12 protein-coding genes are annotated in these 14,606 nt (G+C 56.8%); 6 read left to right on the top strand and 6 right to left on the bottom strand.

Annotated features, from left to right (window positions below):
* Nucleotides 1–18 precede the first annotated feature (18 nt).
* The 6 genes from ASB65_RS23165 to ASB65_RS23190 all read right to left on the bottom strand — a co-directional run bounded on the left by ASB65_RS23165 (nucleotide 19) and on the right by ASB65_RS23190 (nucleotide 7,121).
* A complete protein-coding gene (locus ASB65_RS23165; RefSeq protein ID WP_010892423.1) occupies nucleotides 19–795 on the bottom strand; it encodes an SDR family NAD(P)-dependent oxidoreductase in 777 nt (258 codons plus the stop codon).
* Nucleotides 796–849: 54 nt separating this feature from the next.
* Nucleotides 850–2,016 carry a LacI family DNA-binding transcriptional regulator gene (locus ASB65_RS23170; protein ID WP_051489783.1) on the bottom strand — a complete coding sequence of 389 codons (1,167 nt, stop codon included), beginning with the start codon at nucleotides 2,014–2,016 and terminating at the stop codon, nucleotides 850–852.
* 116 nt (nucleotides 2,017–2,132) lie between these two features.
* A complete protein-coding gene (locus ASB65_RS23175; RefSeq protein ID WP_040132261.1) occupies nucleotides 2,133–3,197 on the bottom strand; it encodes an aldo/keto reductase in 1,065 nt (354 codons plus the stop codon).
* A gap of 23 nt (nucleotides 3,198–3,220) precedes the next feature.
* On the bottom strand, nucleotides 3,221–5,041 hold the full coding sequence (gene edd / locus ASB65_RS23180; protein WP_040132259.1) for a phosphogluconate dehydratase: 1,821 nt from the start codon (nucleotides 5,039–5,041) through the stop codon (nucleotides 3,221–3,223).
* A gap of 26 nt (nucleotides 5,042–5,067) precedes the next feature.
* A complete protein-coding gene (locus ASB65_RS23185) occupies nucleotides 5,068–5,814 on the bottom strand; it encodes an SDR family oxidoreductase (protein ID WP_046205712.1) in 747 nt (248 codons plus the stop codon).
* Between the two features lie 257 nt (nucleotides 5,815–6,071).
* Nucleotides 6,072–7,121: a LacI family DNA-binding transcriptional regulator gene (locus ASB65_RS23190; protein WP_060725480.1), complete on the bottom strand. Its 1,050-nt coding sequence runs from the start codon at nucleotides 7,119–7,121 to the stop codon at nucleotides 6,072–6,074.
* Between the two features lie 180 nt (nucleotides 7,122–7,301).
* On the opposite strand from ASB65_RS23190, the gene ASB65_RS23195 reads away from it, so the two are divergent.
* Genes ASB65_RS23195 through ASB65_RS23220 form a run of 6 tightly spaced genes read left to right on the top strand, consistent with a single transcriptional unit; the run spans nucleotide 7,302 to nucleotide 14,382 of the window.
* Nucleotides 7,302–8,324 (top strand): SIS domain-containing protein, encoded by a 1,023-nt coding sequence (locus ASB65_RS23195; protein WP_040132255.1) that lies wholly within the window; start codon nucleotides 7,302–7,304, stop codon nucleotides 8,322–8,324.
* A gap of 9 nt (nucleotides 8,325–8,333) precedes the next feature.
* Nucleotides 8,334–9,152, top strand: a complete 819-nt coding sequence (locus tag ASB65_RS23200) for a fructoselysine 6-kinase (RefSeq protein ID WP_010892416.1) — start codon at nucleotides 8,334–8,336, stop codon at nucleotides 9,150–9,152.
* Between the two features lie 48 nt (nucleotides 9,153–9,200).
* Nucleotides 9,201–10,409, top strand: a complete 1,209-nt coding sequence (locus ASB65_RS23205; RefSeq protein ID WP_010892415.1) for a M24 family metallopeptidase — start codon at nucleotides 9,201–9,203, stop codon at nucleotides 10,407–10,409.
* Nucleotides 10,409–11,488 carry an ABC transporter ATP-binding protein gene (locus tag ASB65_RS23210; protein WP_010892414.1) on the top strand — a complete coding sequence of 360 codons (1,080 nt, stop codon included), beginning with the start codon at nucleotides 10,409–10,411 and terminating at the stop codon, nucleotides 11,486–11,488. Before ASB65_RS23205 ends, ASB65_RS23210 begins: the two co-directional genes overlap by 1 nt.
* A gap of 57 nt (nucleotides 11,489–11,545) precedes the next feature.
* Nucleotides 11,546–12,574 carry an ABC transporter substrate-binding protein gene (locus ASB65_RS23215; RefSeq protein ID WP_040132253.1) on the top strand — a complete coding sequence of 343 codons (1,029 nt, stop codon included), beginning with the start codon at nucleotides 11,546–11,548 and terminating at the stop codon, nucleotides 12,572–12,574.
* 26 nt (nucleotides 12,575–12,600) lie between these two features.
* Nucleotides 12,601–14,382, top strand: a complete 1,782-nt coding sequence (locus ASB65_RS23220) for an ABC transporter permease subunit (protein ID WP_040132252.1) — start codon at nucleotides 12,601–12,603, stop codon at nucleotides 14,380–14,382.
* Nucleotides 14,383–14,606: the final 224 nt, after the last annotated feature.

Genomic DNA, 14,606 nt, shown 5'->3' on the forward strand with positions numbered 1-14,606 from the left:
CCGTCTACATGTCACAGATCAACGGGTCGTGTAGCCGCCATCAACGACAAGAATATCTCCTGTGACGTAGCTCGACGCTTCTGACGCTAGGAAAAGTATTGCTGTTGCGATTTCATCCGGGCGGCCAAATCGCTTCATAGGCGTCATCTCAAGCCAGATTGGTCCCCTGACAGGATGTACCATCCCGCCTCGCGACATATCGGTGTCGATGTAGCCGGGTGCGACAGCGTTGACCCTGATATTGTCGAGGGCCAACTCGCTAGCAAGGCTCTTGGTCATCATATGGACCGCTGCCTTGGAACTGTTATACGCGACCTGGTTCTGCGGAATATTCGATACAATACCCGACATTGATCCGACATTCACAATCGCGCCTCGACCACCCTCGCGCATCACCGGGATGGCGGCCTGCGAGCACCAGAAAACAGTCTCAACGTTGGTTGCTATGACGTCTCGCCATTGTTGTTCGGTAAAGAGCGGAGTGTCGCCACCATTGGCGATACCCGCATTGTTGATGAGAATATCAAGTCGCCCCGCGTCGTCGGCGACCCTCTTCACGAGGGCGCACGCTGCCTCGCGCGTTTTCAAGTCCGCCGGATAGAAGGTCACATCATAGCCGGCTGTGAGTATGGCACCGGCGTCCTCATATTCTTCACGGCGAGCACTCAGGTAGAGCTTCGCACCTGCCTCCCCGAATGCATAGGCGGTCGCGAGACCGATCCCGCGCGTTCCGCCGGTGATCAAAGCAACTTTTCCATCGAGCCTGAACTTATTCAGCAAGCTTCCATACTTCACTCTGCTACTCCTCGCTACGGATGGCTTGCCGCCTGTCCATCTCAGTCCTGGAAATCAGGTCCAGATTTTTCGTCCTTTCGGTGCGTATATCTGGGGTTGCGGAGCAACACTCACCGAGGCACGGCTTATGAGGGTCGCCGGCAGGAGCATTTCACTTCCAGGGCCGGAAGCCTCACCTTTCAAACGGGCGATAAGGTGTTCTGTCGCGGCTGCGGCAAGATCTCTGATGGGCTGCGATATCACTGTTAATGCCGGTGTCGTCGCGGCCGTCCAGTCGGGATCGTCAAAACAAATGAGTGAGACCTCGTCAGGAATCGAAAGATTCATGTCCTTCAAAACAGCAAGAAGGACGAGGGCGACGGAACTATCCGTCGCTAAGAACGCAGTGGGCCTGTTTGCAGACATGCACAACGCACGAACGTGCAGCGCCAGTCTCTGGGGGTCCCAGCCGCCGAACACAATGAAATCGGAAGAAACCGGGATCTCGGTGTCGTGCAGAGCTGCGCGATAACCATCGACACGCTCTCGAACGGACGAGATCAGATGTCGTTGCTCCCCGTGGTCAGGAGCATTCGAGACCAACGCAACATTGCGATGTCCCTGACCAATCAGGGATTTCACTGCCTCGTAGGCCGCACCAAAATTGTCAACGGCAAACGTATCGGCGCGCAGAACAGGAACCCGTCTATCGAGAAGGACCACGGGGCAGTCTCTCTCCGACGCGCTAATGAGATGGTCTACCTCACTGCTCGATGTGGGCGAGATGATCAATCCATCAACGCGCTTTGCAAGAAGAACTCGTACAGCGTCACGCTCGAGCGCGATGTCTTCGTCTGACGTGGCCAAAATCACCATAAAACCGTGCGCGGAGGCTGTGTCAGTGATCGCTCGGATCGCGCGCGCAAAATACAGGTTTTCAATATCGGCTACGATAACTCCGATCGTTTTGCTGCGGCCGGTCGCCATGCTTCTTGCGAGTTGATTTGGCTGGTACGCCATTTCCTTCGCGGCATTCAGGACGACTTCACGCGTCTGTTCTTTGACATAGCCATAATCGCCTAACACCCTGGCAGCCGTCGCTCGAGATACACCCGCGGCGCGCGCAACATCAGCTATAGTGGGAACGATACCGCTACGGCTGGCGTCTCTCACCGGCTGCTCATACGCGGAGGCACTGTCGAGGCCAGCCAGGCCGTCCTGGCGTTCCTTGTCATCTTTCACGAAACAGCCATCTCCGTTTTCGTTAATATTCAATTCGATTAATTGCCTTGGGAAGAACCCGCCGCGGTGCTACATCTTTGCTCCGTTTATTATGCTGCGCGTCCGTCGCCCAACTCTCACCCTTTTTTCGAAAGGTGCGGAGCCAGCAATTCCAGATCGGCTTCGCTCAGCCTATCGCTGGCATTATTGCGCTGATGCCAATACGGATAGAGCAGCGGCAGGAGGCTGACATCATCGAGACGCTTTCGCTCCTCGGCCGAAAGCTGCAGGTCTGCGGCAGCAAGATTGTCCTTGAACTGTGCCTCGGTCCGCCCACCAATGATGATGGATGTGACGGCCTTGCGTCCAATAAGCCAAGCAAGCGCTACCTGTGCAGCCGATACACCCCGGCCATCGGCAACCGATAAGAGCGTGTCAACGATGTTCCAGAGCCGCTCTTCATCACGAACCGGGGGTTCGGTCCAGCCTGCAAACTGACGGCTCCCTTCCGGTGCAGACTGGTTGCGGCGGTGCTTTCCGGAGAGCAGCCCGCCTGCCAGTGGACTCCAGATGAGAACGCCCAAGCCCTGGTCCACCGAAATTGGCAGCAGTTCATATTCCGCATCACGCGCTTCGAGCGTGTAATGTATCTGCTGGCTGACAAAGCGCTGCCGCTTGTCTTTTTCACTGATGCCGAGAGCTTTCATAATCTGCCAGCCGGTGAAGTTTGAACAGCCGATGTAACGGACCTTGCCCTGTCGAACGAGAGTGTCGAGCGCCTCCATCGTTTCTTCGAGGGGCGTCTGACCGTCCCATTCGTGAAGCTGGTAGAGGTCGATCACGTCGGTCTTTAGCCGCTTTAGGCTGGCCTCGCAGGCGGCAATCAAATACTGACGCGATAGACCACCATCGTTCGGGCCTGGTCCCATATTGAAGCGCGCTTTGGTCGCGACCAATGCACCACCTTTCCGCTTCCCGCCCAAGATCTCGCCGAGGATTTCTTCAGACTTTCCGTCGGAGTAGACGTCGGCTGTATCGATCAGGTTGATGCCGGCGTCCAGACAAAGATCGACAAGTCGTTTTGCCTCCGTGACGCCGAGGTCTCCAACTGTTTTGGCCCAGCCAACACCACCGAACGTCATTGTTCCAACGGTCAGGGTTGACACCTTGAGGCCCGAACGTCCAAGCAGGCGATATTCCATAATTTTCCTCCTCGAAAAACGGATTAGAAGCGTCCAAGAATGCTGGCACCAAGGTCAGCTGGACTAACCAAGGACCGACAGCGGGCAAAGAGCTCGCGGCCAGTGCCATAATGCTGTGGGCGATGATCGTGGGTCGCAGGGACGCGAGAGTTGAATTCCTCGTCATCGCCAAGGTAGGTCAACGTTCCCTCAATCGCATCCAACCTGATAAGGTCTCCATCGCGGATCCTGGAAATGGCACCGCCGTCCGACGCTTCAGGCGTAATATGGATTGCAGCAGGGACCTTCCCCGATGCGCCAGACATCCGGCCATCTGTAAGTAGCGCAACCTTGAAGCCTCGATCCTGCAACACACCGAGCATGGGCGTGAGCTTATGAAGTTCCGGCATCCCGATTGATCTTGGCCCCTGGAAGCGGACAACGGCAATCATGTCGCGCTCAAGCTCGCCATCCCTAAACGCCTTCTGGAGCTCCTCCTGGGCATGAAAGACGCGTGCTGGAGCCTCCACGACCCGGTTTTCCGGCTTGACGGCAGAGACTTTAATGACCGATTTGCCGATGTTACCTGATAACAACTTCAGACCTCCATTCGGCGAGAAGGCTCCGCTAACAGGTGCAAGCACTTTGGGATTGCGCGAGCCCGCCGGTGTGGGTTCAAAAACCAACTCGTCGCCGGCTAGTCTTGCCTCGACTGCGTAGCTCTCAAGGCCGGTTCCCCAGATAGTTTTGACGTCTTCATGCAAGAAGCCGCCATCGATCAGCTCGCGGATAAGAAAGCCCATTCCTCCTGCGGCGTGAAAATGGTTCACGTCTGCAGAGCCATTCGGGTAAACGCGGGTCAGCAGCGGCACGACGTCGCTGAGGTCACTCATATCTTCCCACGTAACGTTCAGCCCGGCTGCCTGTGCGATGGCGACGATATGCAGCGTATGATTGGTCGAGCCACCAGTCGCGAGCAATCCCACAATACCATTGACGACCGCCCTTTCATCGATGATGTGGCCGATTGGCGTGTAATTGTTACCGCCTGCGGTGAGCGAAAGCGCCCGGCGCGTCGCCTCCCGAGTGAGCGCGTCGCGAAGGGGTGTATTGGCGTTTACGAAGCTCGAACCAGGAATGTGCAGGCCCATGATTTCCATGAGCATCTGGTTGGAATTCGCAGTGCCATAGAAGGTGCATGTCCCGGGGGAGTGATAGGATTTCGCTTCAGCATCGAGCAATTGCGGACGATCAATCTTTCCTTCCGATGACAGCTGGCGTATGCGCGCCTTCTCGTCATTTGAAAGACCCGATGTCATCGGACCTGCTGGCACAAAAACCGCAGGGAGGTGGCCGAAGGAAAGTGCTCCGATCAAAAGACCTGGAACGATTTTGTCGCAAACACCGAGGTAGACAGCGGCATCGAACATGTTGTGACTGAGTGCAATCGCAGTGGACATTGCGATCACATCGCGGCTGAACAGCGACAGATCCATCCCCGGCTGACCCTGGGTTACACCATCGCACATAGCCGGCACGCCGCCCGCAACCTGTGCGGTCGCGCCGACCGAGCGCGCCGCAGATTTGATGGCGTCTGGATAGTTGCCGTAGGGCTGATGAGCGCTCAACATGTCATTGTAAGACGTAACAATGCCCAGGTTCAGAGCTGTCGATCCTGACAGCATCGCTTTCTCGGATGAGGAGCAGGCGGCAAAACCATGAGCAAGGTTCCCACAGGACAGAGCGGCGCGGTGTACGCCTTGCTGTCTCTGTGCCTCGACAAGGTCGAGATACTCTCGACGCGACTGCGCGCTCCGTGCTGCAATGCGCTCGGTGACAGCCTGAATTGTTGGAAGAACGGACATCTGAATTCCCTACGGCGCTGAAACGATTAAATACCGGGCTTCAGCCAGCCGCTGCCCGGCAGAGGCTTCAGTTGTTGCGCAATCGGGGAGACTTCGCCGATGTAGACGCGATCGTGTCTGGTGACAATGAATGCAATGTACTCAGCAACGTCCTCGGGCTGCAGCAACTGCGACCGGTCATCGACGTGGTTGTCGGACCGCTGCTGGGTATCAACGGCGCCGGGGCAAACTGCCGTGGCCTTCACACCGAATTCAATACCTTCCTGGTCGGTCGTCTGAGTAAACCCAAGCATCCCGAACTTCGATGCGGCGTATGCGCCGAACTTTGCAGAAGCAACCTTGCCCGCACGCGAAACGACGTTGATGATATGGCCGTGTCGACGATCGCACATATGCTGGAAAAAGGCCTGCGTGCACAGGAAAGTGCCCTTCAAGTTGATGGCCATCATCCAGTCCCAATCCGCTTCCTTGATGTTTGGAATGGTATTGTGGATCGCGACACCGGCATTATTCACAAGAATATCAACGGCTCCAAAACGCTCGAATGCCGCCTTCGCCAACGCATCAACCTCGGACTTGTGCTGAACGTCAGTCCGAAGTGCAAGCGCCTCGGAACCTATCGCTCGAACCTCTTCAGCGACCGCTTCGACTTCGTTTAGTTCGATCGCTGCCAAGACGACATTGCAGCCTTCTTTTGCCAGCTCCAGAGCGGTCGCACGTCCAATACCGCGGCCAGCGCCCGTGATAACGGCGGTTTTGCCTTGCAGTTTCATTTATATCACCTTCGGATTGATGTCCCGTTCTGGGTTAAGTGCAGCCGGGATAGTTGAAGTTCGGTCCACTTATGCAGCGCACACCGGGCCGCAACATGATACCGCTCTCATATGGGACCGCTCTCACTGAATTGTCAATAGCGCCGTCTGTGCTGAGACAGAAACAAAATAGAAAGGAGCGGGAGATCTCAAACGCGCATGCAATCGGTGTTCGACTGAGCACCAGCAGGAAACTGGCGTCCGGCGGATACAGAATGCTAGGCGGACCGGCGATCGGGACTTAAATCGGACGACAGATCTTTGACCGAGCCACGGTTTATGAGCGTAGCCGAAAGCAGTGTTTCTTCGGGCGACAGGGATGAACCTCCGTTCAGGCGAGCAATGAGGCGCTCGGTGACGGCTGAAGCTAACTCTTTTATCGGTTGAGCGATGACGGTGAGAGGCGGCGTCACAGCAACTGTCCAGGCAGCGTTTTCGAAGCAAATCAGCGACACGTCCTCGGGAACAGACAGCCCGTCTTCCCTCAAGACACTCAGGACGACGAGGGCGACTGCACTCGTGACGGCGAGAAAAGCGGTGGGACGGTTATCATCCTGACAAAGCTTGCGTACTTTTCGGGCAAGATTTTCATTGTCTCCGCCGCCAAAGACGGTCAGCTTCGGATCGATCCGTATTCCGGCCTCGTGTAGGGCAGCCTTATATCCTTCGAGGCGCTCGCGAACCGGAGATGTGAGATATTTCTGGCCGCCCTCTATTCGCGAGTTCGAAATAAGCGCTATGCGCCGGTGCCCCTGCCTGGTGAACGACGAAACCGCATTACGAGCCGCGGGGAAATTGTCAATCGCGACAGTATCCGCCTCGAGAGCAGGCACCCGCCGGTCGAGGAGCACGAATGGGCATCCCATGTTGCGGGCTTCAATGAGGTGATCCACTTCAAAGCTTGAAGCCGGCGACACGATCAAACCATCAACACGTTTGGCCAGCATCACGCGCAGCGCTGCGCGTTCCATCTCAATGTCCTCGTCAGTATTAGCGAGAACAACATCGAAGCCATTTGCATTCGCCGTATCCGTAATGGCTCGAATGGCTCTCGCAAAATATAGGTTTTCGATGTCTGCGACGACCACACCGATCGTCTTGCTGCGTCCTGTCGCCATGCTGCGGGCAAGCTGGTTCGGCTGGTAGGCGAGACGCTTGGCCGCCTCAAGAACCTGTTCGCGGGCTTCTGAGCCGGCATACCCATAACCTCCGAGAACGCGCGCAGCCGTAGCCCGCGACACCCCTGCAGCGCGCGCAACGTCAGCCACTGTGGGCTGAGGACCCGAGCGTCCACTTGTTTTCATCTAATTGCTCGCATCTGTGTTTGTTCTTTCCGTCAATAGCAGACAATCGAGCCCAAACAAACCGCTTGACACAGGACCTAATAATGTGAGACCGGTGTCACATGAGAGCGCGCTCACAAATTCAACCTCAGAAAGCGAAGCACTATGACGAACTACCCCAATCTCGTTTCCCCTGATGTCGACTTTCGTCGCGTAATTGAGGCGGCACTGGCCCAGCACGAGAGGGTCGCTGAAGTTGCAAAGGCAGCCGCAAGCGGAGCCCGTAATCTTTTTCTGATCGGCTGCGGCGGCTCGTATAACGACTTCTCCGCAGTTGCTTACAGATGCGACCGCAGTGCAAAAATTCCGACTTTCCACTTCAACAGTGAAGAGTTCAACCGTCGCTCTCCAGCTCTTCTGGACAAGGACTCCGTCGTTCTCGTCGCGTCTCACAATGGCACGACGAAAGAAACGATCGAGGCAGCTCGCCATTGCCGATCGGTCGGCGCCCGCGTCATCGGCTTTACCAAGAATGAGACAACACCACTCGCCGCGGAATGTGATGAGGTGTTCACTTACAACAGCGACCGGACCATTCTGGCGCCGAAGCAGTTGCTGATCGGCATGATGGTGACGGCTCTGCTCAAGGAAACGGGCGCCGATCTCGATTACGCGGCCATTGATCAGGCATATGCAGCCGTGCCGGCCGCTTTCGAAAAGGCGATCGAAGAAGCGGAAGCCAATCTCCATGAGACTGCTGCCGCCTTCGGCGGTGAAGCCTTGACCTATGTTCTTTCCGCCGGCCCCAACCAGGGAGCAGGCTACGGCTTCGCCATGTGTTACCTCATGGAAATGCAGTGGAAGCATGCCTCTTGGTTCAATGCGAACGAATTCCTGCATGGTGCATTTGAAGTCGTTCAGCCGGACACCGCTGTCCTTCTTTTCAAGGGCGAGGACGATACAAGGGCGATTATCGATCGGGTCGAAACGTTCCTCAACAAGAACACCCAACGCTGCCGCGTCGTTGACTCCAGAGACTATAGCCTCCCTGGCGTCCCCGCCTCGATGCGCGGTGAAATCACACCGCTTCTTCTCTCGACATTGTCAAGGCGCCTGGCCGAACACTATCAGGCTGTCACCGGTCATGACCTGACCGATCGCCGTTACATGTTCAAAACAACGTACTGAGGGCGACAAATGCGTGTTTGTGGCGTCGGTGACAATGTAGTCGACCGGTATTTTAATCAGAAGCTCATGTTCCCGGGCGGCAATGCGGTCAACTTCGCCGTTCACGCCCAACGGAGTGGAATGGATGCCGCCTATATCGGCGTCATTGGCACCGACGCTGACGGCGATCTCATCCGCTCCAGCTTGCAGGCGGAGGGCGTTGAGCTCAAGCACCTCCGCGTGAAGGAAGGTCCAAACGCGTTCGCCACGGTTCACATGGATGAGGACGGCAATAACCGTGTTTGGGGCCTTTGCGAGAAAGGCGTGTCGATGTTTCAACTCGACACCGCCGATCTTGAGTACCTTGGTAAGTTCGACCTGGCTCACACCGGTGAAACCAGCCAGTTGGACAGCCAGCTTCCTGCAATGCGGGAGCGAGTTGCAATTTCTTTCGACTTCTCTGATCGCAGTCTGGATTACGCTGCTTCCGTGCTGCCCTACATCAAAATCGCCGCGTTCTCGAGATCCGATGCAAGCGATGATGAGGTAAAACGCGTTTTGGACACCGCAGTCTCAGCAGGTGTCGAGCTCGTGACGGTAACGCAGGGCGCGAGAGGCGCCACTGTTTGCCACAGGGGTAACGTCTTGTTTGCTCCGGCAGTGCCGGTGGATGCCGTCGACACGCTTGGTGCGGGCGACGCGTTTCTCAGTCGGCTCGCGTGCCGCGTGCTGGCTGGAGTAACGTTAAATGAAGCAGCACGCGACGGGGCGCAGTATGCGGCTCACATCTGCGGCACACGCGGCGCATTCGGGCATGCTCGCCCTATTACACGAGAGATTCCGGCATAGCAGGTGATGTCCCGGCGTCTTCCTTATCAAAAAGAATTGGGGAACCCTATGAACCAATATTCTAAGACACCGAAAATGACACTGGCGTCCGATGCAGATTACCGCAATCGCATCGAGCGCGCACAGGCCGCGATGAAGAGTGCCGATGTCGACGTCCTCGCCATCTCCGGCTTCGACTATTTGCGCTTTTTCACCGGTCTAAACGGTCTTCCGGTCGGCAGGCCGATCTGGCTGGTGTTGCAAAAGCGGGGAACAGCGTCATTTGTGTCTCCTCGCAGTGAGGCCAAAGAGATCAGAGCGAGATGCGCGACGCCGGTTGCGGCAGAATGGGTGGAGTGGGAAGAACCGATCCCCGCACCCATGTCGCATCAGGACGCCCTTGCAAAATATATCGCGGAAATCGCGCCCGATGCTCGGACGATCGGCGTCGATTTTAACTCGACCTGGGCCTCGAACATCGAACTGGTCAGGCAAGTTCTCGGCCACGAGCGCATCGTTGATGCGACGTCTATCCTGCGAGATCTACTCGCACTCAAGAATGACGCAGTTGTCGAAGGAATTCGTCGTGCAACCGACGTCGTCGCGCAACAATACGCGGCAGCCCGTCAGGCGATCGTTCCTGGTGCGGCAGAGTGGCAGGTCACGCTTGCCTCGCTTACCGCCGCGATTAAGCGCAGCGCTGATTTCCTGGGCGAAGATGTCGAGCAACCACGTTTCTGGCCCCATCAGATGAATATGGTCGGAAGCGGTCCTGAGCGCACTGCGCGCTGCCATTGCTCCGGCGGGGGCCGGATCATGAACGACGGTGAGCATGTGCAGATTTGCCTGTGCGGCCAAGTGTACTGCGGATACGGGATTTGCTTCGACCGGCCGATCCCGGTGGGCTCTAAAGAGCTGCCGTTGGAGCTCCGCAAAGTTGTGAACTTCGCCCGTCAAGCGCAGGAAGCAGCTTTGGCTCGGATCAAGCCAGGGGCGACCGCTGGGGAAGTCCACGCAGCCGCAGTGGATGTGATCGAGAGTGGGGGCTGGGATCGACCATTTCTGCATCGAACCGGCCGCGGGATTGGATATTCCGACTGGGACGGCATCGAGTTGAAGGCGAATTCCCCGGTTCGTCTTGAGGCCGGCATGGTGCTGAGTGTTGAGCCGGGAATTTATGTGGATGGCGTTGGTGGCGCCCGTTTTGGTGATACCGTCCTCGTGACAGATACCGGCTATGAAGTCCTGACGCCCTTTGAGCTTGGAAGGGATGTCTGATGATCGATCAGCCGCTTCCCGCCGTATCGTTTCAGGGTGTCACGCGGCGCTTCGGCCCTGTCACCGCCGTTGACAACGTCAGCCTCGATATCTCGCAGGGTGAGTTCTTCGCCCTGCTGGGTTCGAGCGGCTCTGGCAAAACAACACTTCTCACGTTGCTTGCCGGGTTCGACAATCCGAACGAAGGCCAGGTGTTGATGTCGGGTGTGTCCGTTTCGGATGTCCCACCTCACAAGCGGCAGATAGGTGTGGTGTTCCAGAATTATGCTCTCTTCCCGCATCTGACAGCTGCCGAGAATGTGGCCTATCCCTTGAGGATGCGTGGAGTGGCTCGTCACGAGCGCGAAGAACGCGTCAAAGCCGCACTCGCGCTGGTCAATCTTTCCGATCGGCTCGGTGCTTATCCGATCCAGCTTTCGGGTGGTCAGCAACAGCGGGTAGCGCTCGCACGAGCGCTTGTCTTCAGTCCCGCCATCTTGCTGATGGACGAACCGCTGGGCGCGCTCGACCGGCGCCTCCGCGACCAGATGCAACAGGAATTGAAACGCATCCAGCATGAGTTGGGCATCACGGTTATCTATGTGACTCATGATCAGTCCGAAGCAATGGCTATGGCGGACCGCATCGGGATCATGTCTGCCGGGCGTCTCCTTCAGGTCGCCGATCCCGAGGCAATCTATGCAGCGCCATCCAGTCACTTCGTTGCACGCTTCATCGGAGAGTGTTCGATCCTGCGGGTCAGTGGCACCAATGAAGGCAGGGGTTACGAAATCGCAGGAGCGCGCCAGTCACTGCCCTCCCCCGCCAATGGGCCATTCGATATCGTCGTTAGACCGGAAGACGTCGCGATCCGGTCCCCATCGACAGCATCCATCGACTCTTTCGGTGTTTCCGCCACGATCCGGGAGGTGACTTACCTCGGCGCCGGATGGCGCGTGGCGTTGCAACTATCCGACGGGCAGTCGTTGCTCGCCAATGTCATGCGAGGAGACGATCTAGCTGGAAGCCTCGCTCCCGGCTCGTCGGTGAACGCAACTTGGCAGCCGGCATCTGCCGCTGTTCTTCCGACTGAAGGATGACCCTGAAGCGGAGTATGTGAGGTGGGAAAGACCCATGAAATCCAGAGGAGAAAAAAAATGAAATCGAATCCATTCTTCAAGCGTATCTCTACCGCCTTGCTTGCAGCAACGGGCGTGATCATGCTGTCGGGCGTGGCATCTGCCGCCGACCTCGTTATCTCGTCTTATGGCGGGTCTTTCCAAGACGCCCAGACAAAAGCCTATTTCGATCCTTATGCGAAGGCGAGCGGCGTGAAAGTGACCGGGACGACGGGTACCGGCTACGCCAAGGTCAAGGCCATGGTCGAAAGTGGCAACGTGACCTGGGATGTGATCTCCGCCGAAAGCCCGGCTTTTGCAAGCGAGGTCAAGGACGGCCTGCTGGAACCGATCGACTACTCAGTCGTCAAAGCAGACAACGTGCCGGAAAATTTCCGCACGAAGTACGGTGTCGGTTACATGGTCTTCGGCACCAATCTTGCCTGGAACAAAGACAAGTTCCCTAACGGTGTGACCCCGGCTCAATTCTTCGACCCCAACGTAAAGGGCCGACGCGTTTTGCCATCTGATGCCACGTATTCCCTCGAATTCGCTCTAATGGGTGACGGCGTCAAGCCGGCAGATCTCTACCCTCTCGACGTCAAGCGCGCCTTGAAGGTGATCGACCGCGTGAAAGACCAGGTCATCGGCTACAAGGGCGCTTCCGATATCCAGGCTTTGATGCAGCAGGGTGAAGCGGATATCGTATATGCCGGAACCGGCCGCATCAAGAACGCTATCAAGGCTGGCGCAAACTGGTCTTATAGCTGGGAAGGAGCATTGGCCGACACGGAATATTGGGCTGTGCCAAAGGGCGCGCCGCATGCCGCCGAGGCCATGAAGTTCATAAACTTCGCCGTCCAGGCCGAACCACAGGCCGAACTGACCCGCGTGATCGCTTATGGCCCAACCAATGTCGATGCGCTGAGACTTCTTGACCCGGCCGTTGCCAAGGACCTCCCAAGCTACCCTGCAAATGCAAAGCTCGGCGCCGTCCTCAACTCGAAATGGTGGAACGACAACTACGACGCCGTAAAGGCCGAGTGGACGACGTACATCATGCAGTAACGCGTGAAAGTTGAGGAGGATAGAAGATGAGCCAGAAAAAACTTGTAAATTGGGGGCAAACCTTTCTGCTCCTGCCCGTATTCGTCGTCCTCCTCCTCGCTTTCTTCGTGCCGCTGCTCGCCATCCTGCCGCAGGCATTCGGAGGCGATGCGGTCGCACGGTTTCTCAAGATATTCGCAGGGCCTGTTTATCTCAAGATTATCTGGACCACGGTTCGAATGAGCCTTGAGGCGACAGCTATCACCCTCATTGTATCTTTCCCGCTCGCCTGGCTGCTCAGTCGGGCAACGGGGATCAAGGCATTGCTTCTTGGACTATTGGTTCTTGTTCCATTCCTCACGAGTGTGCTTGTGCGTACATTCGCCTGGATCGCGATCCTTGGACAGCGCGGACTCGTCAACGGAACCCTGCTGAGTCTTGGGTTGATTTCCGAGCCACTTCCGCTGCTGTTCAGTGAGCCAGCTGTCGTTCTAGCGCTCGTGCACTCTTCCATACCGATGATGGTGTTTTCGCTCGTCACGGTGCTCCGTCGTATCGACGGCCGGATCTTACTCGCCGCAAACACCCTTGGTGCAAACCCACTGCGTGCCTGGTTGGGCGTTGTCATCCCGCTCTCCATCCGCGGCATCCAGTCCGGCGTAATCATCACCTTCCTGTTCACGATCGCGAGCTTTATCGCTCCGGCACTTTTGGGCAACCAGCGCCAGCAAATGCTTGCTCAGGTGATCCAGTCGGAGATCGAAACCGGGGCTGATTGGGCCCTTGCCGCAGCGCTCGGCATCACGCTTGCAGTTGTTGCCACGATCGTCGTTGTAGGGTTGAGCATGGTGGCACGCCTTTTATCTCGTTGGCAGCGCCCGGGGCCGCTATCTCTCAATTCTCAAGGACAGAATGGAGTAAAGGTCGATACCAGCCTGCTCCGCCGCCAGATATCAGTACCGAACGCAAGTCGAACTTCTTCCGTGATATGGCGCTTGGCCACTCGCGCTGTTCCCCCAACCTACCTTTTGCTGATATCGACATTCATTCTGCTTCCGTTGCTCATACTTTTCCCAGTTTCGTTCAGCTCTGCAGATGTCCTAATTTTCCCGCCACCAGGCTATTCGTTGCGCTGGTTTGAAACGATCCTCGGTAGTCCTGAATGGATGGGTGCTGCGCTCACAAGCCTTCGCATCGGCGTTGCAACCTGTGCACTCAGCCTTCTTCTCGCAACCCTTGCTGTAATTGGCTTTGGGCGTGGCCGTTTCTTGTTTCGGGAAGCACTGGAGGCTGTGGTACAATTTCCCCTGAGCGTGCCTGCGGTGGTTTTTGCGCTTGGAGCGTATTTGACGTTCTCCAAGGTGGGGCTGGTCGATACGGAGGCCGGCATTGTTATCGCGCACACCGTTCTGATTTTCCCTGTCGTCTTCCTTGTTGCATCGGCCACATATAGCTCTATCGATCCTTCACTTTCCCTCGCCGCTTCCAGTCTTGGGGCGAACGCTTGGCAGACCTTCCGCACCATCGTCTTTCCGCTACTGCTGCCAGGTCTGGCCATCGGTGGTCTCCTCGCGATGCTGCTTTCATTCGATGAATCGGTCGCGTCAATTTTTCTCAGCGACCTTTCGGTCAAAACCCTGCCGAGAAAGTTGTGGGAGGGCATACGCTTCAACACCAGTCCGGAATCAGCGGCAGTTTCGGCTCTGCTTCTTGGTGTGACATGCACAGTGATCATGGTCGGCATGGCCTTCATTCTGGGGCGTAGGAAAGTTGCCGGAGCGCCAGGAGCGATTGCCGTCCTCACACCACCGGCGACAGACGCTGAATAAGCGATCCGATCTCATCCGTGCCTCCCAAGGCAAAATGGCTGCCGTCGGAATTCGCCGACGGCAGCCGGCAAAAGCATAATTTCAACAGTCAGCAACCATGGACGTTTCAGACCACCAGACGAAAACAGCGAGGGATACGCAGTGACGAAAGCGAACAAAGACAGGCGCGAGGAAACTCCAAACCTCATCGCTCACTACCGGCCCCTTCGTCTGAAAGCAGTAGT

This window comes from Agrobacterium tumefaciens str. B6 (assembly GCF_001541315.1).
Classification (GTDB): domain Bacteria; phylum Pseudomonadota; class Alphaproteobacteria; order Rhizobiales; family Rhizobiaceae; genus Agrobacterium; species Agrobacterium radiobacter.